The organism is Polaromonas jejuensis NBRC 106434 (genome assembly GCF_001598235.1).
Taxonomy (GTDB): Bacteria; Pseudomonadota; Gammaproteobacteria; order Burkholderiales; family Burkholderiaceae_C; genus Polaromonas; species Polaromonas jejuensis.
Map to the genome: position 1 here is coordinate 65,154 of NZ_BCYO01000009.1, position 19,292 is coordinate 84,445.

Consider the following 19,292-nt stretch of genomic DNA (forward strand, 5'->3'; position numbering starts at 1 on the left):
GGCAATCGCCTGGCACGGGTGGCGCGGGGTCTGGACAGGAGGATGGGTCATGGATAATCGGGCCTGATTTTACAAACGGGTTTATCTCACATAAACGATGCGCCGCGCATCCCACTCGCCTTTTATTCTCTCCCCGGTAGCGCATGCTGTCTCCAGGCTGGTGTTGAGCGCCGCGCTGGGGCTGGCCTGCGCCGTGCCGGCCCACGCCCAGGCGCCGACCCCATCGGCACCGGCTTCGGCGCCTGCGGGAGCGGACGGCGGGTTGACGCTCAAAAGCTCGGCGATGCTGGCCGAGGAAGTCTCCAGCGAGCCGGAAAACAAGGGGCCTACCTTTGTGTTCGGGGACCGCATGTCGGGCCGGCCCGACCTGGAGACCGTGGTCGAAGGCCATGCGGAGTTGCGGCGCGGGGCGGCGTCCATACGCGCAGACCGCATCGAGTATTACCAGCCCGACGATCTGGCCAAAAGCCGCGGCAATGTGCGCATCAACAAATCCGGCAACCGCTTTGAAGGCCCCGAGCTGGAGATCAAGCTGGACCGGTTCGAGGGCTTTTTCACGACGCCGTCCTACCGCTTTTTGAGCAACGGCGGCAACGGCCAGGCCGAGCGCGTCGATTTCATCGACGACAAGCACATGACGGCGCATCGCGTGAGCTACACCACCTGCGAGCGCGACAACGAGGCCAGCTGGGAGCCGGCCTGGGTCTTGACCGCCAGGCGCGTGGAATTCGATATGGATGAAGAGGTCGGCGTAGCCACCGGCGCCGTCGTGCGCTTCAAGAAAGTGCCCGTCCTGGCGTTCCCCAAGATCAGCTTCCCGCTGAGCGACAAGCGCAAGTCCGGCCTGCTGCCGCCTTCGATCGGCATGGGCTCGGTGAACGGCCTTGAATATCGCCAGCCTTACTACTTTGACATTGCGCCCAACCGCGATGCGACCTTTTCGCCGGCCATCATGACCAAGCGGGGTGTCGATCTGGCGGGGGAGTTCCGCTATCTCGAGCCCAGCTACAGCGGCCAGCTTCGCGGCAACTACCTGCCCGGCGACAAATTGCGCGGCCGCGACCGCTGGTCTTATTCGCTGCAGCAAGTGGGGACGATTAACACCGGCCTGCCGTCCGTCGGCGGTCTGGGGCTCAACCTCAATTTGAACCGTGTCAGTGACAACGATTACTGGCGTGATTTCCCGGTCAACAGCACGGCGGGAACCCAGCGCCTGCTGGCCCAGGATGGGACCTTGTCCTGGGGGCGGGGCTTTTTTTCCTCGTCGATCCGGGCGCTCAAGTGGCAGACCCTGCAGGATGTGACGTCCCCCATCGTTCCGCCCTATGACCGTCTGCCGCAGCTCACCGCCGCCTATACGCGCGTGGATGCGCCGTTGCTGGGTCTGGGTCACGGTTTTGACTGGTCACTGGAGGGCGACTACACGCGCTTTTCGGCCGACAGCAACCTGACCAAGCAGCCCAACAGCAACCGGGCCTTCAGCCGGTTTCAGCTCAGCCATCCGTGGCTGTCGCCCGCCGGCTATATCACGCCAAAACTGCAGCTGCACGCCACCAGCTACCGGTTTGATGTGCCGCTGGCCAATGGCGCGACCACGGCCTCGCGCGTCGTGCCCACCTTCAGTCTGGACAGCGGCCTGCAGTTTGAGCGCAGTGCCAGCTTTTGGGGCCGCAGCTTTACCCAGACTTTGGAGCCGCGGGCCTTTTATGTGCGCACGCCCTTCCGTGACCAGAGCGCGCTGCCCAATTACGACTCGGGCGCCAACGACTTCAACTTTGCCACGGTGTTCACCGAGAACGCCTTTGTCGGCAATGACCGTATTTCAGACGCGAACCTGCTCACGCTCGGCGTTACCTCGCGCTTGCTGGACCCTGATACCGGTGCCGAGGCCTTGCGCTTTGGGGTGGCGCAGCGCCTGCGCTTTGAAGACCAGCGAGTCACCTTGCCGGGCGCCTTGCCAATCACCGACCGCATCAGCGACTTGCTGGTGGGCGCCTCGGTGAACTGGGTGCCGCAGTGGTCGTTTGACAGCACGGTGCAATACAACCCCAAGACCAGGCAGTCCGAGCGCGGCTCCTTTGGCGTGCGCTACAACCCCGGCAATTACCGCGTCATCAGTGCGGCGGTCCGCCTGCAGCGCAATGTCAGCGAGCAGATTGACGTTGGCTGGCAGTGGCCCCTCAATGACTTGTGGGGCGACAAGGGCCGCGATCTGGGCCCCGGCCAGGGCCAGGGCGGCGGGCGCTATTATGGGGTCGGGCGCCTGAACTACAGCATGCTGGACAAGAAACTGGTGGATGCCATCGTGGGCGTTGAATACGATGGCTGCTGCTGGATTGGCCGGGTCGTGCTGCAGCGCTCAGCCAACAGTACGAGCACCTCGAGTACCCGGATCTTGTTCCAGCTGGAACTGGTCGGCTTCTCCCGCATCGGTTCCAGTCCGCTTGAAACCCTCAAGACCAATGTCCCGCGTTACCAATACCTGCGTGAGAAAATCAGCAGTCCCAGCCGCTTTACCACCTATGACTAACCAACGCTTTTTCACCGGATTTTTCCCGGCCCGGCCACTGGCCGCTGCGCTGCTGCTGCTCGCGCTGCCCATGGCGGGGGTGCAGGCTCAGGGCCTCAAGCCTTCCGGCCCGCAGCGACTCCCGGCTCCGGCGGCCAGCGCGAGTGCCGGGGGCGCCGCCAGGCAGCGGCAGGCTGACTTCATCGTCGCCGTAGTGAACTCGGAGCCGATCACCAACAGCGAAGTGCGCACCAAGCTGTTCCGTACCGAGCAGCAAATCCTCCAGCAGGGGATGACGCTGCCGCCGCGCGGCGAGCTGGCCAAGCAGGTGCTGGAGCGCCTGATCAATGACAAGGCGCAGCTGCAAATGGCGCGCACCTCCGGCGTGCGGGTGGATGACAACGCCGTCGCGGCCGCCGTGGAGACGGTGGCCCGCCAGAACCAGATCTCGGTGGACGAGTTGCGCCGGCGCCTGAAGGCCGATGGCATTGCCTACAGCCAGTTCGAGTCGGAACTGCGTGACGAACTGCTGGTCACCCGCCTGCGCCAGCGCGAGGTGGAGTCGAAAGTGACGGTGTCCGAGCAGGAGATCGACCAGTTTTTGCGGGACCAGGAGGGCAGCAACGACCTGTCCTCGCTGGCCCTCAACCTGGGCGAGATTTTGGTGGCGGTGCCTGAAAACGCCACGCCCGAGCAGGTCGCTGCGCTGCAGGCCAAGGCCCAGCAGGTGGTGGACAAGGCCAGGGCCGGCAACGACTTCACGGCGCTGGCCAACGAGTTTTCCAGCTCACCCACCCGCAGCAGCGGCGGCCAGATGGGCTTGCGCACGGCCGACCGCTACCCGCCCCTGTTTGTGGAAGCGACCCAGAAGCTGCACACCGGCGGGGTGGCCGGCCCTATCCGCAGCGGCGCCGGCTTTCACATCCTGAAGGTGATTGAAAAGAGGCAGGCCGGCATGCCCGGTGCGGTGGTGACGCAAACCCATGCGCGCCATATCCTGTTGCGGCTGACGCCGCAACTCACCGAGGCTGCCGCCGTAGAAAAGCTGGCCGGCTTCAAAAAACGCGTGGTGGCTGGACAGGCCGACTTTGCCGCCCTGGCGCGCGAAAGCAGTGAAGACGGTTCGGCCAAGGAAGGCGGCGATCTGGGCTGGGCCAACCCCGGCATGTTTGTGCCCGAGTTTGAAAAAGTCATGAACAGCCTGGCGCCGAATCAGATCTCCGACCCGCTGGTGTCGCGCTTCGGCGTGCATCTGCTTCAGGTGCTGGAGCGGCGCGAAACGCAGCTGTCCCAGCGGGACATGCGCGAGATGGCGCGCAACGTGCTGCGCGAGAAAAAGCAGAACGAGGCTTATGTGCTGTGGGCGCAGGATATCCGTGGCCGCGCCTATGTGGAATACCGCGAGCCGCCGCAGTAGATGTTGGCCCCCACGCTTGTGGCTACGCCGCTCTTCGAGAACACGTCGTGTACTGCGCTGCCCTCCAGGGGGGCTGTTTCGGCTTGGGACGGCCAGGCGCCGAAACGCGTGGCCTCCGGGTTTGTCGGTGCCGCGTCCGCGATCCAAGGCGAGGCCGCATGAAGCACATCGCCCGCAAGCGCTTCGGCCAGCACTTCCTGACGGACCAGGGCATCATCGAAGGCATTGTTCAAGCCATTGCGCCCAAGGCTGGCCAGGCCATGGTGGAAATCGGCCCGGGCCTGGCCGCGCTGACGCAGCCGCTGGTCGAGCGCCTGGGGCATCTGACGGTGATCGAGCTGGACCGTGATCTGGCGCGGCAATTGCGCCTGCATCCGCAGCTGACAGTGGTGGAGTCCGACGTTCTCAAGGTGGACTTCCCGCAATTGGCCCAAGACATGCGCGTTGCCGGCCAGGGCAGTCCCGCGCAGGTGGTGCTGCCTGAGGCCGGCGCCAAGCTGCGTGTGGTGGGCAACCTGCCCTACAACATCTCCACGCCCATCCTGTTTCATCTGCTCGATGCGGTGGACGCGATCGAAGACCAGCACTTCATGCTGCAAAAGGAGGTCATAGACCGCATGGTGGCCAGCCCGGCCACCAGCGACTATGGCCGCCTCAGCGTGATGCTGCAATGGCGTTATGCCATGGAAAACGTGCTGTTCGTGCCGCCGCAAAGCTTTGACCCGCCGCCGCGCGTGGACAGCGCGGTGGTGCGCATGGTGCCGCACGCCCATCCGGTGGCGCTCGATGTCAAGCGGCTCAGCGAGCTGGTCCAGGTGGCCTTCAGCCAGCGTCGCAAGCTGCTGCGCCATACCTTGGGCCAGTGGCTGACGGCGCGTGACTTTGCGGGGACTTTTGACGTGCAGCGCCGGGCCGAAGAAGTGCCGGTGGCCGAATACATTGCGCTGGCGCAGCAGCTGGCCGTGTGATCCGCTGGCATCTGGCATGCTATTTAAAAGATAGCTGCTAGCGCTTATCCTGTAGGGGCTGAAAGCCTAAAACACCGGAAAGTGTTGAGCCTTAAAAGGCATAAAAAAAAACCCGCATGCCGCGGGCTTTTTTGTGGGCGCCTGAAACGCCGGTCTCAGGCTGCGTTGAGCCAATAGGCTGCATTGAACGGACTGCTCATGCGCAGCGCCAGCGGTGACACGTCTACCAGTTTGTCGGTAGGCATGGGTTCTTCACCTTCTGCAACTGCTTGCGGGGCCTCATTCGCCCGATCCCCTTGGCCAATGTCTGGGGAGCGGGCTACAGAAAAGAATAGAAGCATCTGAACGGGATCTTGCGATCCGCCCAGTAGTCCGAGGCATCCCGGAAGATGTCGAGCAGCTGCTCGCGCGCTTCCTTGTCAAACTTGGCGTTGGCCGGAATCTGCTCGAGCACGACGATGAAGCCGGGCTGCGGACCTGATTTGTGAACCAGGTCTGTCATGCAGTCGTACAGGGCGTCGAAGTTCTTGCCGAAATGTGCCGGGAAGGTGTACTGCGCCGCAATCATGTCCAGAACGTCCTGTTTGCTTTGGGCATTGCCCAGGTTGGCATACAGGAAGTGCTGGTTCAGCTGGGTGGCGGCATCCTGCAAGTCCTGTACGCGGAAAGCGCGTATGGATTGCACGATATTGGGCCGCACGCCCTTCAATGGCGGTTCAGTGTCCTTACGAAGTGGTGTATCCATCTCCGCTACTCTTTCTCTTTGGTCAAAAAATCAAATAACGACCACGGTTCATTTATTGAACGATTCTGCGAAAACTCGCATAGTGGTCGTCGGTGTAATAACAGGCATCGGGGGCCGCAGGTTTCAAGCCACCACACACAATGCGCCGGGCACCCCGGCTGCGCTCATTGGGCGTCCTGACGGTGTATTCACGGTAGTAGCCGCGATTTTTGGCGGGAAGAATTCGTTCCCGGTTACCAAATACCACGCCGTCCTTGTCATGCCGGAACGGTCCGCCCTGGTAAATCAATGTCATCATGTCGCGCCCTTGAGGGGGCAGTTGGGCGACCGCAACCGTGTCCAGCGGGGCCTGGTAAGCCGGGCCTTTGGCATACCCGACGCTGGGGCTTAAACCGAACAGGCTGGTCGACAAGACCAGCAGCAACGCCGCTCCAGCGGCGCGCCAAGCGCCCCATCTATTGCACGACATGAAAAAAATACCTTTCTTGAACCCAGGGTCAACCGCCGACTTTTCGGGTTAACCCTTAAATTTCAAGAGAGGTAGTTTGCCGCATATGGACAAAAAACGCAAGTGCCTGCTGAATATTTAAGCAATAGCGCCAGGGATTAGCGCCCTGGTAAGTTAGTGCTGGCTATCTAGGCTGGGCTCATCGAGCCGCATTGGCATCCGCGACCGTGAGTGCCGTCATATTCACAATGCGGCGGACTGTGGCCGTGGGCGTCAGGATGTGCATGGGTTTGTTGGCGCCCAGCAGCACCGGGCCAATGGCAATGTTGCCGCCGGCTGCGGTCTTGAGCAGGTTGTAGGCGATATTGGCCGCATCAATATTGGGCAAGACCAGCAAATTGGCTTCGCCGGTCAGCGCGCTGTTGGGCATGATGAGGGCGCGGGCCTTGGCGTCCAGGGCCACGTCGCCGTGCATTTCGCCGTCGACTTCCAGCCAGGGCGCGCTTTCCCGGAGCAGGTCCAGCGTGCGGCGCATTTTCAGGGCGCTGGGCAGGTCGGACGAGCCGAAATTGGAGTGCGACAGCAGGGCGGCCTTGGGCTTGATCCCGAAGCGCATCATTTCCTCGGCGGCCATGGTGGTGATTTCGGCCAGCTGCTCGGCGGTCGGGTCGTAGTTGACGTGCGTGTCGAGCAGGAACACCTGACGGCCCGGCAGCATCAGGCCGTTCATGCAGGCGTAGGTGTGCACGCCTTCGCGCTTGCCGATCACCTGGTCCAGGTAGTTCAAATGGTGGGCCGTGGTGCCCCAGGTGCCGCAAATCAGGCCGTCCACATCGCCCTTATGCAGCAGCATGCCGGAGATCAGCGTCAGGCGGCGGCGCATTTCGATCTTGGCCATCTGCACGGTCACGCCGCGGCGGTCCATCATGCGGTGGTAGGTCTGCCAGAAGTCGCGGTAGCGGTGATCCTGCTCCACGTTCACCACGTCGTAATCGAGTTCTTCCTTCAGGCGCAGGCCAAACTTCTCAATGCGCTGGGCAATGATGGCCGGGCGGCCTACCAGGGTGGGCCGTGCCAGGCCTTCGTCGACCACGATCTGGCAGGCGCGCAGCACGCGTTCTTCCTCGCCCTCGGCATAGGCCACGCGTTTGCGGGCCGCGGCCTTGGCTGCCGCAAAAATCGGCTTCATGACCGTGCCCGAGGCGTAGACAAAGCTTTGCAGCTTTTCGCGGTAGGCGTTCATGTCCTGGATGGGCCGCAGCGCCACGCCGCTGTCGGCGGCGGCTTGCGCTACGGCCGGCGCGATCTTCATCATCAGCCGCGGATCAAAGGGCTTGGGAATCAGGTATTCGGGTCCGAAGGTCAGTTTTTCGCCGACATAGGCGGCGGCGACCACCTCGCTCTGCTCGGCCTGGGCCAGTTCGGCGATGGCATGCACCGCCGCAATTTCCATCTCCAGGGTGATGGTGGAGGCGCCGGCATCCAGGGCGCCGCGGAAAATATAGGGGAAGCACAGGACGTTGTTGACCTGATTCGGGTAATCCGTGCGACCTGTCGCGATAATGGCGTCATCACGCACGGATTTGACGTCTTCCGGCGTTATCTCCGGGTTGGGGTTGGCCAGGGCCAGGATGATGGGCTTGGCCGCCATCTTGGCGACCATGTCCTTTTTGAGCACGCCGCCGGCGGACAAGCCCAGAAAGATGTCTGCGCCGTCAATGATTTCGCCCAAGGTGCGGGCGGTGGTGTTCTGCGCAAACTGGCGTTTGTCCTCGTCCATCAGCTCGGTGCGGCCTTCATAGACCACACCCGCCAGGTCCGTCACATAAATGTTTTCGCGCGGGATGCCCAGCTTGACCAGAAGGCCCAGGCAGGCCAGCGCCGCCGCACCCGCGCCCGAGGCCACCAGCTTGACCTTTTTGGGGTCCTTGTCGACCACTTTCAGGGCGTTGAGCACGGCCGCGCCCACGGTGATGGCGGTGCCATGCTGGTCGTCGTGGAAAACCGGAATCTTCATGCGTTTGCGCAGTTCGCGCTCCACATAAAAGCAGTCGGGTGCCTTGATGTCCTCGAGGTTGATGGCGCCGAAAGTCGGCTCCAGCGAGGCAATGATGTCCACCAGTTTGGCCGGGTCTTTCTCGTCGATCTCGATGTCGAACACATCCACACCCGCGAACTTCTTGAACAGCACGCCCTTGCCTTCCATGACCGGCTTGGAGGCCAGCGGGCCGATGTCGCCCAGGCCGAGCACGGCCGTGCCGTTGGTGACCACCGCCACCAGGTTGCCGCGGCTGGTGTATTTGAAGGCCGCGTTCGGGTCCTTGACGATTTCCTCGCAGGGGGCGGCTACACCGGGTGAATAGGCCAGGGCCAGGTCGCGCTGGTTGGTGAGCTGCTTGGTCGCTGCAATCGCCACCTTGCCCGGCGTTGGGAACTCATGGTATTCAAGGGCGGCGCGGCGCAGTTCGGCCCGCTTTTCTTCACGGTTGTCAGGCGTCGCAACGGTTGGTGTCAGCATTCAAGGGTCTCCAGAGAGAACGGTCGGTGCGGCCGTCAGATTTTGCTAAGGGTTTGCGATTGTAGGGCGTTGCAGAAGAAAACCGAAGGCGGATAGTCTGCGCCAGCAGGTGCTGCGCTTTTAACTTTTTCGCAAAGATCAAACCCGCCCGGCTGGCCGGGATGCCAAGCCGGTGGGTGGCTCGGGCGAGGCGACTATGACGATGTCAGCGTGCCACGCCCAGCAGGCGGTCCAGCCGTTCGGGCTGCTCGCGCAGCTCCTGAGCCGTTCCGGCATGCGCCACCATGCCGCGGTCCAGGACCACGGCGCGGTCGGAGATCGCGAGAATGGCCTGCGGGTGCTGCTCCACGATGATGGCGCTCAGGCCCTCCTCGCGCGTGATGCGGCGTATGGCCCGCAGCAGCTCCTCCACAATGATGGGCGCCAGCCCCTCAAGCGGTTCGTCGAGCAGCAGCAGCCTGGGATTGAGCACCAGCGCACGGCCGACCGCCAGCATTTGCTGCTCGCCGCCCGACAGCTGCGTGCCCAGGTTGGTCTTGCGTTCGGCCAGGCGCGGGAACATGGCGTACACGCCGTCCGGGTTCCACTTGCCGGGTCGCGCCACCGCCGTCAGGTTTTCGTGCACCGTGAGCGACTTGAAGATGTTGCGCTCCTGCGGCACCCAGCCGATGCCTACCGCGGCGCGCTCGTGCGAGGCCAGCTGGTGCAGCGCAACGCCGCCCAGGGCGATGGAGCCGCCATGCTGCCGCGTGGCGCCGGCCAGCGTGTTGATCAGCGTGGTCTTGCCCGTGCCGTTGCGGCCCAGCAGGGCCAGCGTCGCGCCTTCGTCAAGCGTGAGCGATACATCGTGCAGGACAACCGCCTCCCCGTAGCCGGCGCGAAGCTTTTCGACCTTGAGGAGCTCAGCCATGAGGGTTGGCCCCCATGCTTCCTGCCCCTGCAGGGGCTGCGCTGCCCCCCGAGGGGGCCTTTGCGCCTTGGAGCGGTCCGGCGGCGTTCGCCTCCTCGCCATGGCCCAGGTACACCGCCTTGACCTGGGGGTCGTTGGCGATCTGGTCAGGCGTGCCTTCGGTCAGCAGGGTGCCGTTGACCAGCACCGTCATGTAGTTTGCGAAACTGAAAACCAGGTCCATATCGTGTTCAATCAGCAGTACCGAGACATCGGCGGGGAGTGCGGCAACGGTCTGCAGCAGTTCCTCGCGTTCGCCGGCCGGGACGCCGGCGACCGGCTCGTCCAGCAGCAGTACGCGCGGTTCGCAGGCCAGTGCAATCGCAATTTCCAGCAGGCGGCGCTTGCCATAAGCCAGCACCCGGGTGGGCTGGTCCATGACCTCGGTCAGGTGAAACTGCTCGAGCAGCTGCGCGCAGCGCTCGGCCACCGGCTTGCTCTGGCCCAGCGCCTGCCACCACTTGGCGCCGAGGCCGCTTTGTTGCGACACGGTGAGCGCCAGTGTCTGCAGCGGCGTCAGCGAATCGAACAGCTGGTTGATCTGAAAGGTGCGTACCATGCCGCGCGCCACGCGCTGGTGCGGCGCCAGACCGGTGATGTCGCGCCCTTCCAGGGTGATGCGGCCTTCGGTGGGTTGCAGCACGCCGGTCAGCAGGTTGACCAGCGTGGTCTTGCCGGCGCCGTTGGGGCCGATCAGTGCATGGCGTGCGCCCTTTTTCAGATTGAGCGTCACATGGTTCGTGGCCGTGATGCCGCCGAAACGCATCACCAGGCCTTGTGCGGCGAGTACGGTTTCGTTGTGGCTCGTGCTCATGCCCGGCCTCCGCGCGACATCCAGGTCCACGGGCGGATCAGCCGTTCACGGCCGACCAGCACCAGCACCACCAGGAACAGGCCGATCCAGAATGTCCAGTACTGCGGCGTGATGGCCGACAGCGCGTCCTGCATCAGCTTGAACACGATCGCGCCCGCCACACCGCCGTAGAGCCAGCCGGTGCCGCCGATCACGAGGATCAGCAGCACATCGGCCGAGCGGTGGAACTCGAACAGGTCGAGCGACGCAAAACCCGTGGTCTGTGTCAGCAAGGCCCCGGCGGCCCCGGCCACGCCGGCCGCCGCCGTATAGGCCACCGCCAGTTTCGAGGCCACCGGAATCCCGATGGCCATGGCGCGCAGCCGGTTGTCGCGGATCGCCATCAGCGTCGCGCCAAACGGCGAATGCACCAGCCGGCGCATCAGCACAAAGAACGCCAGCAACACCGTCAGCGAGTAATAGGCGGCGGTGCGGCCGGTCAGGTCGAACTCGAAATGCCCCAGCAACGGGCCCATGACCACGCCCTGCAGGCCATCGGCGCCACCGGTCAGCCAGTCCAGCTTGTTGGCCAGCTCCAGCAGGATCAGGGCCGCGCCCAATGTCACCATGAGCCGCGTGAGGTCGCTGCCACGCATGATGGTGAGCGAGCACACGGCGCCCAGCAGCGTGGCCACGGCCATGCCCACGAGCAGCCCGAGCAGCGGATCGGGCATGACCAGCTTGGCAAACAGCGCCGCGGCATAACCACCGATGCCGAAGAAGGCCGCGTGGCCGAGCGAGACGATGCCGGTGTAGCCGAGGATCAGGTCCAGCGAAACCGCAAACAGCGCCACGATGGCAATCTCGTTGATGATCAGCGCATGGCTGGGCAGCAGCACCGGCGCGACAAAGGCCAGCAGCCAGAGCACCGGCTCCCAGGGCTTCCAGCGGCTTTTATTGAGCAGGGAGGGCTGAGCATTCATTTCACTTCCCTCCCTTGCGCACAAACAGGCCTTGCGGGCGCCAGACCAGGATCAGGATCATCAGGCTGTAGACAATGAAGGCCCCCAGCTTGGGGATGTAGTACTTGCCGGCCACATCGGCAATGCCGAGCAGCAGCGCCGCCAGCAGCGGCCCGGTGATGGACGAGGTGCCGCCCACGGCGACCACGATCAAAAAGTAAATCATGAATTTCAGCGGGAAGCCCGGATCCAGGCCCAGCACCTCGGCACCGAGTGCGCCGCCCAGGCCGGCAAGGCCCGAGCCGAAGGCAAAGGTCGAGAAAAACACCACATTGACATTGATGCCCAGGCCCGCCGCCACGCGCTGGTCATCGACCGAGGCGCGCAGCCGGCTGCCGAAACGCGTGCGCGTCAGCACATACTGCAGGCCCACCGTCAGCGCGGCGCAGACGGCGATGATGAACAGCCGGTAGTGCCCCATGCCCAGCATCCAGGCGCCGTTGCCAAGTTCGGTGCGGCCCTTGAGCCAGGCGGGCAACTGGATGATCTGCTGGGTCGAGCCGATGAAGTAGTCCACACTGGCCACTGCCATGAAGACCAGACCGATGGAGAACAGCACCTGGTCCAGGTGTGGCTTGTGGTACAGCGGGCGGTACAGCGTGCGCTCCAGCACGCCGCCCAGCAGCGCCGAGCCGATGAACGCCAGCGGCAGGCACAGCAGGAAGGGGGTGTCGAAGCGCTGCATCAGCAGCACCGTGATGTAGCCGCCTACCATGGCAAAAGCGCCATGCGCCAGGTTGACGAAATTCATCAGGCCCATGGTCACCGCCAGGCCTACCGCGAGGATGAACAACAGCATGCCGTAGGCAATACCGTCAAAAAGAATGGTCAACATGTGTGTGTCTGCTCAGGGCAAAGCCAGCCAGGGCTTGATTACAGCCTCTTGCCGGTGATTTGACAATCTTCGGGCCGCGAACCGGATTGCGGCGTTTACTTGGCTTTGCCCGGGTCCTTGACGTCCTTGATGACGTCAAATTCCACGTTGTAGAGCTGGCCGTCCTTCTTCTCGACCTTGCGCAGGTACACGTCCTGCACGATATCGCGCGTCTGCGCGTCGATGAAAATCTTGCCGCGCGGACTTTCGAAGAGCTGGCCCTTCATGGCCGCCAGCAACGCGTCGCCGCCGCCCTGGCCCCTGGTGGTCTTCAGCGCTTCATAAATGACGCGCATGCCGTCGTAACCGCCGACCGCCATGAAGTTGGGGCGCAGGCCCTTGTTGGCCTTGCCAAAGGCTTCGACGAATTTCTTGTTCAGGGCCGACGGATGGGCCGCCGAGTAGTGGTGTGAGGTGACCACGCCGAGCGCGCCATCGCCCATGTCGTTGAGCTGGTCGTCGTCCGTCACGTCGCCGGTGGCAATCAGCTTGATGCCGGCCTTGTCCAGGCCGCGTTCCAGAAACTGCTTCATCACCGCAGCGCCTGCGCCGGACGGCACGAACACAAACAGCGCATCGGGCTTGCCGTCCCGCACTTTTTGCAGGAAGGGGGCAAAGTCGGGATTGCGCAGCGGCACGCGCAGCGCTTCGGTGACCTGGCCGCCGTTGAAGGTCAGGCGGTCCTTGAAGTACTTTTCGGCGTCAATGCCGGGGCCGTAATCCGACACCAGCGTGATCACTTTCTTGATGCCGTTCTTGGGCGCCCAGTCGGCCAGTGCGACCGACACCTGGGGCAGCGTAAAGCTGGAGCGTACGACGTAAGGGGAGGCCTGGGTGATGCTGGAGGTCGCTGCCGCCATCACCACCATGGGCGTTTTGGACTGCGTCGCAATGGGTGCCGTGGCCAGGGCCGAGGGGGTGATGCCGAAGCCGGCCAGCACGTTGACCTTGTCATTGACCACCAGCTCCTGGGCCAGGCGGCGCGTGGCATCGGGCAAGCTGGTGTCATCCTTGATGATCAGCTGGATTTTCTTGCCGGCCACGGTGTCGCCGTTTTGCGCCATGTACAGGCGCGCGGCCGCTTCGATCTGACGGCCGGTCGTGGCCTGCTGTCCCGTCATCGGCAGAATCAGGCCGATCTTGAAGGTGTTGTCCTGTGCGATGGCGTGCGAGGTTGCCAGTGCCGCCGCGGACAGTGCCGCGAGATGGAGGAAGGTACGTTTTTTCATGCATGTCTCCTGGTGATTTCAGCTCTTGTTACCGCCTATTGACCGGCGCGCCACAGGCGCTTGGCATCCGGTCGCAAAACTGTGTGAGTCTAGTAGTAGTTCGAGATCGGCACAAATGTTCTATACATGAACAAATGGGCGGCTATCCCTTGTTCATCATGCCGGTTTTCTCCCCCGGTCTGGCGGTTCTTCGCCACGGCCTGCGCGATCATCGTGCACGTGGCCCGGTGATCGCACACAAGTTGTCCTGCGCCGGGTCGGGCCGATAAGAAGAATCCAGCGTGATCGAGCCCACCACGCGCGACACGCAGGCGCAAATGCGCTGGTTCCCGCGCTTTTCGTCCACGCTGAGGAACACGTCGCGGTGGTCGATCTCGCCGTCCACGGCCAGCACGTCCATCGCGCACAGGCCGCACTCGCCGCGCTTGCAGTCGGAGATGGTCTGCACACCCGCGCTTTCGAGCGCGTCCAGCAGGCTGCAGTCGGCCGGCACGGTGATGTCCAGGGCATGGCGCGGAATCTGCACCCGGAAGGCTTGCGGTGCAAAGCGGCCGCTGTTGCCAAAGGTTTCGTAGCGCAGGTCGGCGGGCGGCCGTCCGGAGGCCTCCCAGGCGCGGCGCACGGCGTCGAGCATGGGCACCGGGCCGCAGACGTACATTTGCGCACCCGTGGGCAGCGCGGCAATTTCTGCGGCGAAATCAATCGGCGTGGCGACCGCGGTGTGCAGCGCCGCGCCCAGGCTGGCGCGCAGCTGCGGCAGGAACGCCAGCTCGGTTTCGCTGCGTGCGCCATAGAGCATGCGCAGGGATTGGCCCGTGCCGGCACTGCGGCGGGCCAGCGCCTGCGCCATTCCCAGCAGCGGCGTGATGCCGATGCCGCCGGCGACCAGCAGGTAGGCCGGCGCGTTGAAGTCCAGCGGGAAATGGTTTTGCGGCTCGCTGACCTGAAGCCGGTCGCCCACGGCCAACTGCCACATCGCGCGTGAGCCGCCAAGCCCATCGTCCAGCCGCTTCACGGCAATGCGCAAGGTCTGGCCATCGGGTTCGCCAACCAGTGAATAGCAGCGCGTCTGCGGCTTGCCGTGCACCAGCAGCTGCAGCTGCAGGTGGCTGCCGGGCTCGTGGCGCTGTACGCCCCCGGTGGGGCGGAGGCTGAATTCGCGCACGGTGGGCGTGACGTCGTGGAAGGATTCAATGACCGCGTTGGTCCAAGTGGTGTTGGCTTTCATTCAGTTTTCCGTGGTGCTGGCCGTCGCCCGCTCGGTGAGGCTCGCCCCTCCCATTCGTGGGCCGCCGTGGAACCGGCTTTGCCGGGCCACTGGTGGCGCCCCCTCGAGGGGCTGAGAGCCGCGGCTCCAAGCCTGCCTGCGCAGGCTTGGACGGCTCAGAAGAGCCGTCGCCTCTGGCGGTGGTACGGGGCGGCCGCAGGCCGCTTCGGGGGTGGATGTCATTTCTTTCGGATCAGGCGCACGCCGGGCATCCGGTCCAGGTTGTGGCTGGCCACGGCCTCGCGCAGGTTGCGCTGGGCCAGGCGCGAGTGCTCGCGCATGATGGCCTCGGCGCGCGAGCCCTCGCGCTGCTCGATAGCGTCCAGCACCTGGCGGTGCTGGTCCTGCGCCACGATCAGCATGTCGCGCGCGCTAGGCGAATTGGCCTGCACCACGACAAAACCCGAGGCCGAGGCGAACGGCAGGCTGGCCACGCGATCAAGTTCCTTGGCAATCACCCCACTGCCCGCCATCTCGCTGAGCAGGGCGTGAAACCGCTCGTTGAGCGTCACGTAGCTGGAGAAGGCTTCGTCGTCGAGCGCCGGCCGGCTCAGCACCTGGTCGATCTTGCCCAGGCATTCGCGGGCTTCGCCCAGCACCACGGCAGGGGCGCCGCGCTCGGCCGCCAGCCGCGCCGACAGGCCTTCCAGGGTGCCGCGCAGCTCGATGGCTTCGGACACGTCGCGCTCGGAAAAGGTGCGTACGGCATAGCCGCCGTTGGGCAGGGACTCCAGCAGGCCTTCCTGTTCCAGCCGCATCAGCGCGGCGCGGATCGGGGTGCGCGAGACGCCGAGTTTTTCCACAATGGCCAGTTCGGCGATGCGCGTACCGCCGGCCAGTTCGCCCGCCAGAATCATCTCGCGCAGCTGCAGCTGCGCCCGGACCTGCGCACTTTCCGACGTATTTTGGCCGGTAGCCCTTGTATTTACTGCGGCATCAGCTATTGAATTGATAGCGATTGTCATGGATGAGGCTCCCGGTTCAGGCGGTGCGGCGGACTGGAATCACCGGCGCTGATGATGTTTCCCGCGCGACCAGCCCGTCGATCAGGCGCCTGGCCCACATCGATCCGGCGTCGATGTTGAGGTTGTAGAACTGGTGGTCCGGGTGTTCGTCGATGGCGATCTGCTGGGCTTCGAGCACACATTCGTCTTCCCGGAAGATGCCGGCCACGCCCTCGCGCAGCTGGTGCGTCAGGCGCTGCTCGCCCAGGCAGTAATTGCGCGCGAAAGCCCAGAAGTAATGGCAACTGCCGTCGGTCTCGGGCGTCACGGTGTTGAGCACATAGCCATTCACGCCCTGGCTGCGGTCGCCTGGCCGACCGTCTTTGGGCGGCGCGCCGGAGCCGGCCTCGGCCACGCCGACGTCGATGTTCACCGTGCACGGCGCCTCGAAGGTGATGATCTGCCAGCGGTCGACCTTGCCCCTGTAGCCGCGCGCCTGTTCGATTTGCCCCGCCCAGAATGGCGGCGCGTCAATGTTCTCCATCCAGCGCGTGACGGTGGCGGTGCGGTCGCCGTGCGTCGCCACGAAGGGCGCCTCGGCCACGGCGCGCTGGCCGATGCTGGAGCCGTGCACAAAGGTCTCGTGCGTGAGGTCCATCAGGTTGTCCACCACCAGGCGGTAGTCGCACTTCACGGTGATCAGCTTGCCGTCGCCGGTCCAGGCCGGGTCGTCGTTCCAGTGCATGTCGGGCACCAGCGCCGGGTCGGCCTTGGCCGGGTCGCCGGGCCAGATCCAGACAAAGCGGTGTTTTTCCACCACCGGAAACGAGCGCACGCAGGCCGAAGGATTGAGCGTCTGCTGGCTCGGCATATGGGTGCAGCGGCCCTGCGCGTTGTAGACCAGGCCGTGGTAACCGCAGGTGAGTTCGTCGCCGTTCAGCGAGCCCATGGACAGCGGCAGCAACCGGTGCCAACAGGCATCTTCCAGCACGGCCACGTGGCCGTCGGTCTTGCGGAACATCACGACTTTCTGCTTGCAGATGGTGCGCGCCAGCAGCTTGCGGCCGACTTCCACGTCATAGGCGGCGGCGTACCAGGCGTTCAGCGGAAACGAGGGTTTTTCGGCTTTCATGAATACTCAGTGTATACACTAGTGGATGAAAATCAATGAAAAATGGCATGAATACGGGTTTTTACTAGATTTTTGTATTCAGAAGGATGGCTTGAAAGTGGAATAACATGGCGGCCTTGACTCAATTCCCTTTCTGGAGACTTCCATGACCGTCAAACTCCCAGCCCGTTACGACCATGTTGGCAGCTTCCTGCGCCCTCTTTACCTGCTGGAGGCGCGTGAGCAAAAGGCCAGGGGCCAGATCACGCCCGAACAGCTGCGCCAGGTGGAAGATCGGGCCATTGCTGAGATTGTGAAATTCCAGGAAGACCTGGGCCTGAAAAGCATCACCGACGGCGAGTTCCGCCGCACCTACTTCCACATCGACTTCCTCGAACAGCTCGGCGGCGTGAAGACCGACATTCCGGTGACCATCCAAAAGCCGGACGGCACGCTGGAGCTGGCGCCGCCCGTGATGCGCGTGGTTGACAAGGTCCGTCACGCCAGGGACATCCAGCTGGCCGACTTCCAGTACCTCAAAAGCCAGGTCGGCGCGGGCAACACGCCCAAGGTCACTATCCCCTCGCCCACCATGCTGCACTTTCGCGGCGGGCGCGCCGGCATCAGCCGGGAGGCCTATCCCGAACTCGACCCCGCGTTCTACGACGACGTGGCCCAGGCCTATGGTGACGAGTTGCGCAGCCTGGCCGCCGCCGGCTGCACCTATGTGCAGATGGACGACACCAACCTGGCTTACCTGTGCGACGAGAAAATGCGCGAGGCGGCGCGCCAGCGCGGTGATGACCCCAACGAGCTGCCCCACCGCTACGCCCGGTTCATCAACAAGGTGGTGGCGCAAAAACCGGCCGGCATGCTGCTGGCCATGCACCTGTGCCGCGGCAACTTCAAGAGCACGCACGCCGCCGCCGGCAACTACGAGCCGGTGGCCGAGGCCCTGCTCAGGGAAATGGACCTGGACGCCTACTTCCTGGAGTACGACGACAGCCGCAGCGGCGACTTCAGGCCCCTGCGCTATCTGCCCAAGGGCAAGACCGTGGTGCTGGGCCTGGTGACCACCAAGTTCGGCGAGCTGGAGGACAAGGACGAGCTCAAGCGCCGCATTGACGCGGCCGCGCGCTACGCGCCGCTGGAGCAGCTGGCGCTGTCACCGCAGTGCGGCTTCAGCAGCACGGTGCATGGCAATGACATCGCCGTCGAAGCCCAGCGCGCCAAACTGCGTCTGGTGGTGGAGACGGCGCAGGAAGTCTGGGGCTCGGCCTGAACGGGGCGCCGGATGTGGCAAGGCGTCGAATACCCGGCCGCCTGCCAAACCCGGTGCGACGATCTGCGCCGTGGACATCGCCCCCGGCTTTGTCCACCATGATCGGGCCACTGAAACGGTCTAGCCGCCCGGAATGACTCAACCCATCGAAATCGAAACCCCACGCCTGCGGCTTCGTCAATGGCGTCCAGCCGACCGGGAACCCTTTGCGGCACTGAACGCCGACCCCAAGGTCATGGAGTTCTTTCCAGCCTTGCTGGACCGGTCGGCCAGCGACGCCATGGCAGGCCGTTGCGAGTCGCTGATCGCCGGGCGGGGATGGGGATTTTGGGCTGCCGAAATCAAGGCGGCTGGCCAATTCATCGGCTTTGTCGGTCTGCACACGCCCATGGCCGAATTGCCGTTTTCCCCCTGCGTCGAAATTGGCTGGCGGCTCGCCAGTGACTACTGGGGAAAAGGCTTTGCGACGGAGGCTGCGGCCGGCGCGCTGGATGTCGCTTTCGGGCGACTTGAACTCTCCGAGATCGTGTCCTTCACCGCGCTCGGCAATCTGCGCTCCCAGTCGGTCATGCAACGCCTTGGCATGCAGCGCTCATCGACGAACTTCGCGCATCCTGGTGTGCCTGCGGGCAGCCCATTGCGCGAACATTGCCTCTATCGGCTGACCCAGGCGCAGTGGCGCCGACGACAGCCGGATCAACGCTGACCGGCCTGGCCGCATTCGGACTTTAGCTGCTCTCATTCCAGCACCAGCGCCTCAATCTCGTCCGCACCCATCGGCACGCCGCATACCAGCAGCTCGCATCCTTTGGCGGTGATCCGCGCATCGTTTTCTATGCGGATGCCGATGTACCGGGGCGCTTTGGGTTGCCTCCGGCGGATCGTTGCTGCAGGCGCGCGTAATACCCCTAACGCCCATAGCGCGCCGTTCCACTGGGCATCTGCCAATTCGCAGCCGCGCAGTGGCTGGGACGGGGCATTCAGGCCGCTCCGTCGTCTGATCTCGGGTGCGCGTGGATAGGGCCAGAGGCTGGACAAAGCGGATCCGGGCCATCCTCCAGCATGGAAGCTGGTTTCCGCGACGGATGGATTGTCAGGGAAACTACCAACGATATTGTTGACAATAGTGTTGACGATGCTGTTGATGAATTTCTATACTGTCATCATGTTGTATTGAGGTCGTGCTGCGGAGACGGGCAGATCCTTGCACCAAGGC

Annotated in this window: 17 protein-coding genes; 5 read left to right on the forward strand and 12 right to left on the reverse strand. The window is 64.0% G+C overall.

Going from position 1 to position 19,292, the window contains the following annotated elements:
- The first annotated feature begins 97 nt into the window (after nucleotides 1–97).
- The 3 genes from PJE01S_RS12575 (at nucleotide 98) to rsmA (ending at nucleotide 4,894) form a co-directional block, all read left to right on the forward strand.
- Nucleotides 98–2,530, forward strand: a complete 2,433-nt coding sequence (locus PJE01S_RS12575; RefSeq protein ID WP_068833971.1) for an LPS-assembly protein LptD — start codon at nucleotides 98–100, stop codon at nucleotides 2,528–2,530.
- Nucleotides 2,523–3,926: a peptidylprolyl isomerase gene (locus PJE01S_RS12580; protein ID WP_084389503.1), complete on the forward strand. Its 1,404-nt coding sequence runs from the start codon at nucleotides 2,523–2,525 to the stop codon at nucleotides 3,924–3,926. Before PJE01S_RS12575 ends, PJE01S_RS12580 begins: the two co-directional genes overlap by 8 nt.
- Nucleotides 3,927–4,084: 158 nt before the next feature.
- Nucleotides 4,085–4,894: a 16S rRNA (adenine(1518)-N(6)/adenine(1519)-N(6))-dimethyltransferase RsmA gene (gene rsmA / locus PJE01S_RS12585; protein WP_068833972.1), complete on the forward strand. Its 810-nt coding sequence runs from the start codon at nucleotides 4,085–4,087 to the stop codon at nucleotides 4,892–4,894.
- 319 nt (nucleotides 4,895–5,213) lie between these two features.
- Here the strand turns inward: rsmA and PJE01S_RS12590 are convergent, their stop codons facing one another.
- From PJE01S_RS12590 to PJE01S_RS12640, 11 genes are all read right to left on the reverse strand, one after another.
- Nucleotides 5,214–5,639 (reverse strand): barstar family protein, encoded by a 426-nt coding sequence (locus PJE01S_RS12590; protein ID WP_068833973.1) that lies wholly within the window; start codon nucleotides 5,637–5,639, stop codon nucleotides 5,214–5,216.
- Between the two features lie 52 nt (nucleotides 5,640–5,691).
- A complete protein-coding gene (locus PJE01S_RS12595) occupies nucleotides 5,692–6,108 on the reverse strand; it encodes a guanyl-specific ribonuclease (protein ID WP_068833974.1) in 417 nt (138 codons plus the stop codon).
- Between the two features lie 178 nt (nucleotides 6,109–6,286).
- Nucleotides 6,287–8,605: an NADP-dependent malic enzyme gene (locus PJE01S_RS12600; RefSeq protein WP_068833975.1), complete on the reverse strand. Its 2,319-nt coding sequence runs from the start codon at nucleotides 8,603–8,605 to the stop codon at nucleotides 6,287–6,289.
- Nucleotides 8,606–8,810: 205 nt separating this feature from the next.
- Nucleotides 8,811–9,515, reverse strand: coding sequence for an ABC transporter ATP-binding protein (locus PJE01S_RS12605; protein ID WP_068833976.1), 705 nt, complete (start codon nucleotides 9,513–9,515; stop codon nucleotides 8,811–8,813).
- Nucleotides 9,508–10,368: an ABC transporter ATP-binding protein gene (locus tag PJE01S_RS12610; protein ID WP_245660753.1), complete on the reverse strand. Its 861-nt coding sequence runs from the start codon at nucleotides 10,366–10,368 to the stop codon at nucleotides 9,508–9,510. The genes PJE01S_RS12605 and PJE01S_RS12610 overlap by 8 nt, the downstream gene beginning before the upstream one ends.
- Nucleotides 10,365–11,330, reverse strand: a complete 966-nt coding sequence (locus PJE01S_RS12615) for a branched-chain amino acid ABC transporter permease (protein WP_068833977.1) — start codon at nucleotides 11,328–11,330, stop codon at nucleotides 10,365–10,367. The genes PJE01S_RS12610 and PJE01S_RS12615 overlap by 4 nt, the downstream gene beginning before the upstream one ends.
- 1 nt (nucleotide 11,331) lies before the next feature.
- Nucleotides 11,332–12,204 (reverse strand): branched-chain amino acid ABC transporter permease, encoded by an 873-nt coding sequence (locus PJE01S_RS12620; RefSeq protein WP_068833978.1) that lies wholly within the window; start codon nucleotides 12,202–12,204, stop codon nucleotides 11,332–11,334.
- A 95-nt stretch (nucleotides 12,205–12,299) separates the two neighbouring features.
- Nucleotides 12,300–13,472, reverse strand: a complete 1,173-nt coding sequence (locus PJE01S_RS12625) for an ABC transporter substrate-binding protein (protein WP_068833979.1) — start codon at nucleotides 13,470–13,472, stop codon at nucleotides 12,300–12,302.
- Between the two features lie 208 nt (nucleotides 13,473–13,680).
- A complete protein-coding gene (locus PJE01S_RS12630; RefSeq protein WP_068833980.1) occupies nucleotides 13,681–14,700 on the reverse strand; it encodes a PDR/VanB family oxidoreductase in 1,020 nt (339 codons plus the stop codon).
- Nucleotides 14,701–14,918: 218 nt separating this feature from the next.
- Nucleotides 14,919–15,704, reverse strand: a complete 786-nt coding sequence (locus PJE01S_RS12635) for a GntR family transcriptional regulator (protein WP_084389505.1) — start codon at nucleotides 15,702–15,704, stop codon at nucleotides 14,919–14,921.
- A gap of 16 nt (nucleotides 15,705–15,720) precedes the next feature.
- A complete protein-coding gene (locus PJE01S_RS12640) occupies nucleotides 15,721–16,815 on the reverse strand; it encodes an aromatic ring-hydroxylating dioxygenase subunit alpha (RefSeq protein WP_068833981.1) in 1,095 nt (364 codons plus the stop codon).
- A gap of 145 nt (nucleotides 16,816–16,960) precedes the next feature.
- Here PJE01S_RS12640 and PJE01S_RS12645 point away from each other — a divergent pair, with 145 nt between their 5' ends.
- Together PJE01S_RS12645 and PJE01S_RS12650 are read left to right on the forward strand one after the other, a co-directional pair.
- A complete protein-coding gene (locus PJE01S_RS12645; RefSeq protein ID WP_068833982.1) occupies nucleotides 16,961–18,076 on the forward strand; it encodes a 5-methyltetrahydropteroyltriglutamate--homocysteine S-methyltransferase in 1,116 nt (371 codons plus the stop codon).
- Nucleotides 18,077–18,209: 133 nt separating this feature from the next.
- Nucleotides 18,210–18,782: a GNAT family N-acetyltransferase gene (locus PJE01S_RS12650; protein ID WP_068833983.1), complete on the forward strand. Its 573-nt coding sequence runs from the start codon at nucleotides 18,210–18,212 to the stop codon at nucleotides 18,780–18,782.
- Nucleotides 18,783–18,814: 32 nt separating this feature from the next.
- Here the strand turns inward: PJE01S_RS12650 and PJE01S_RS12655 are convergent, their stop codons facing one another.
- On the reverse strand, nucleotides 18,815–19,114 hold the full coding sequence (locus PJE01S_RS12655; protein WP_157090318.1) for a hypothetical protein: 300 nt from the start codon (nucleotides 19,112–19,114) through the stop codon (nucleotides 18,815–18,817).
- Nucleotides 19,115–19,292: the final 178 nt, after the last annotated feature.

Bases quoted from the DNA above. Each gene is read 5' to 3' on its own strand.
- PJE01S_RS12575 (WP_068833971.1), top strand. From the start codon at position 98: ATGCGCCGCGCATCCCACTCGCCTTTTATTCTCTCCCCGGTAGCGCAT.
- PJE01S_RS12580 (WP_084389503.1), top strand. From the start codon at position 2,523: ATGACTAACCAACGCTTTTTCACCGGATTTTTCCCGGCCCGGCCACTG.
- rsmA (WP_068833972.1), top strand. From the start codon at position 4,085: ATGAAGCACATCGCCCGCAAGCGCTTCGGCCAGCACTTCCTGACGGAC.
- PJE01S_RS12590 (WP_068833973.1), bottom strand. From the start codon at position 5,639: ATGGATACACCACTTCGTAAGGACACTGAACCGCCATTGAAGGGCGTG.
- PJE01S_RS12595 (WP_068833974.1), bottom strand. From the start codon at position 6,108: ATGTCGTGCAATAGATGGGGCGCTTGGCGCGCCGCTGGAGCGGCGTTG.
- PJE01S_RS12600 (WP_068833975.1), bottom strand. From the start codon at position 8,605: ATGCTGACACCAACCGTTGCGACGCCTGACAACCGTGAAGAAAAGCGG.
- PJE01S_RS12605 (WP_068833976.1), bottom strand. From the start codon at position 9,515: ATGGCTGAGCTCCTCAAGGTCGAAAAGCTTCGCGCCGGCTACGGGGAG.
- PJE01S_RS12610 (WP_245660753.1), bottom strand. From the start codon at position 10,368: ATGAGCACGAGCCACAACGAAACCGTACTCGCCGCACAAGGCCTGGTG.
- PJE01S_RS12615 (WP_068833977.1), bottom strand. From the start codon at position 11,330: ATGAATGCTCAGCCCTCCCTGCTCAATAAAAGCCGCTGGAAGCCCTGG.
- PJE01S_RS12620 (WP_068833978.1), bottom strand. From the start codon at position 12,204: ATGTTGACCATTCTTTTTGACGGTATTGCCTACGGCATGCTGTTGTTC.
- PJE01S_RS12625 (WP_068833979.1), bottom strand. From the start codon at position 13,472: ATGAAAAAACGTACCTTCCTCCATCTCGCGGCACTGTCCGCGGCGGCA.
- PJE01S_RS12630 (WP_068833980.1), bottom strand. From the start codon at position 14,700: ATGAAAGCCAACACCACTTGGACCAACGCGGTCATTGAATCCTTCCAC.
- PJE01S_RS12635 (WP_084389505.1), bottom strand. From the start codon at position 15,704: ATGACAATCGCTATCAATTCAATAGCTGATGCCGCAGTAAATACAAGG.
- PJE01S_RS12640 (WP_068833981.1), bottom strand. From the start codon at position 16,815: ATGAAAGCCGAAAAACCCTCGTTTCCGCTGAACGCCTGGTACGCCGCC.
- PJE01S_RS12645 (WP_068833982.1), top strand. From the start codon at position 16,961: ATGACCGTCAAACTCCCAGCCCGTTACGACCATGTTGGCAGCTTCCTG.
- PJE01S_RS12650 (WP_068833983.1), top strand. From the start codon at position 18,210: ATGACTCAACCCATCGAAATCGAAACCCCACGCCTGCGGCTTCGTCAA.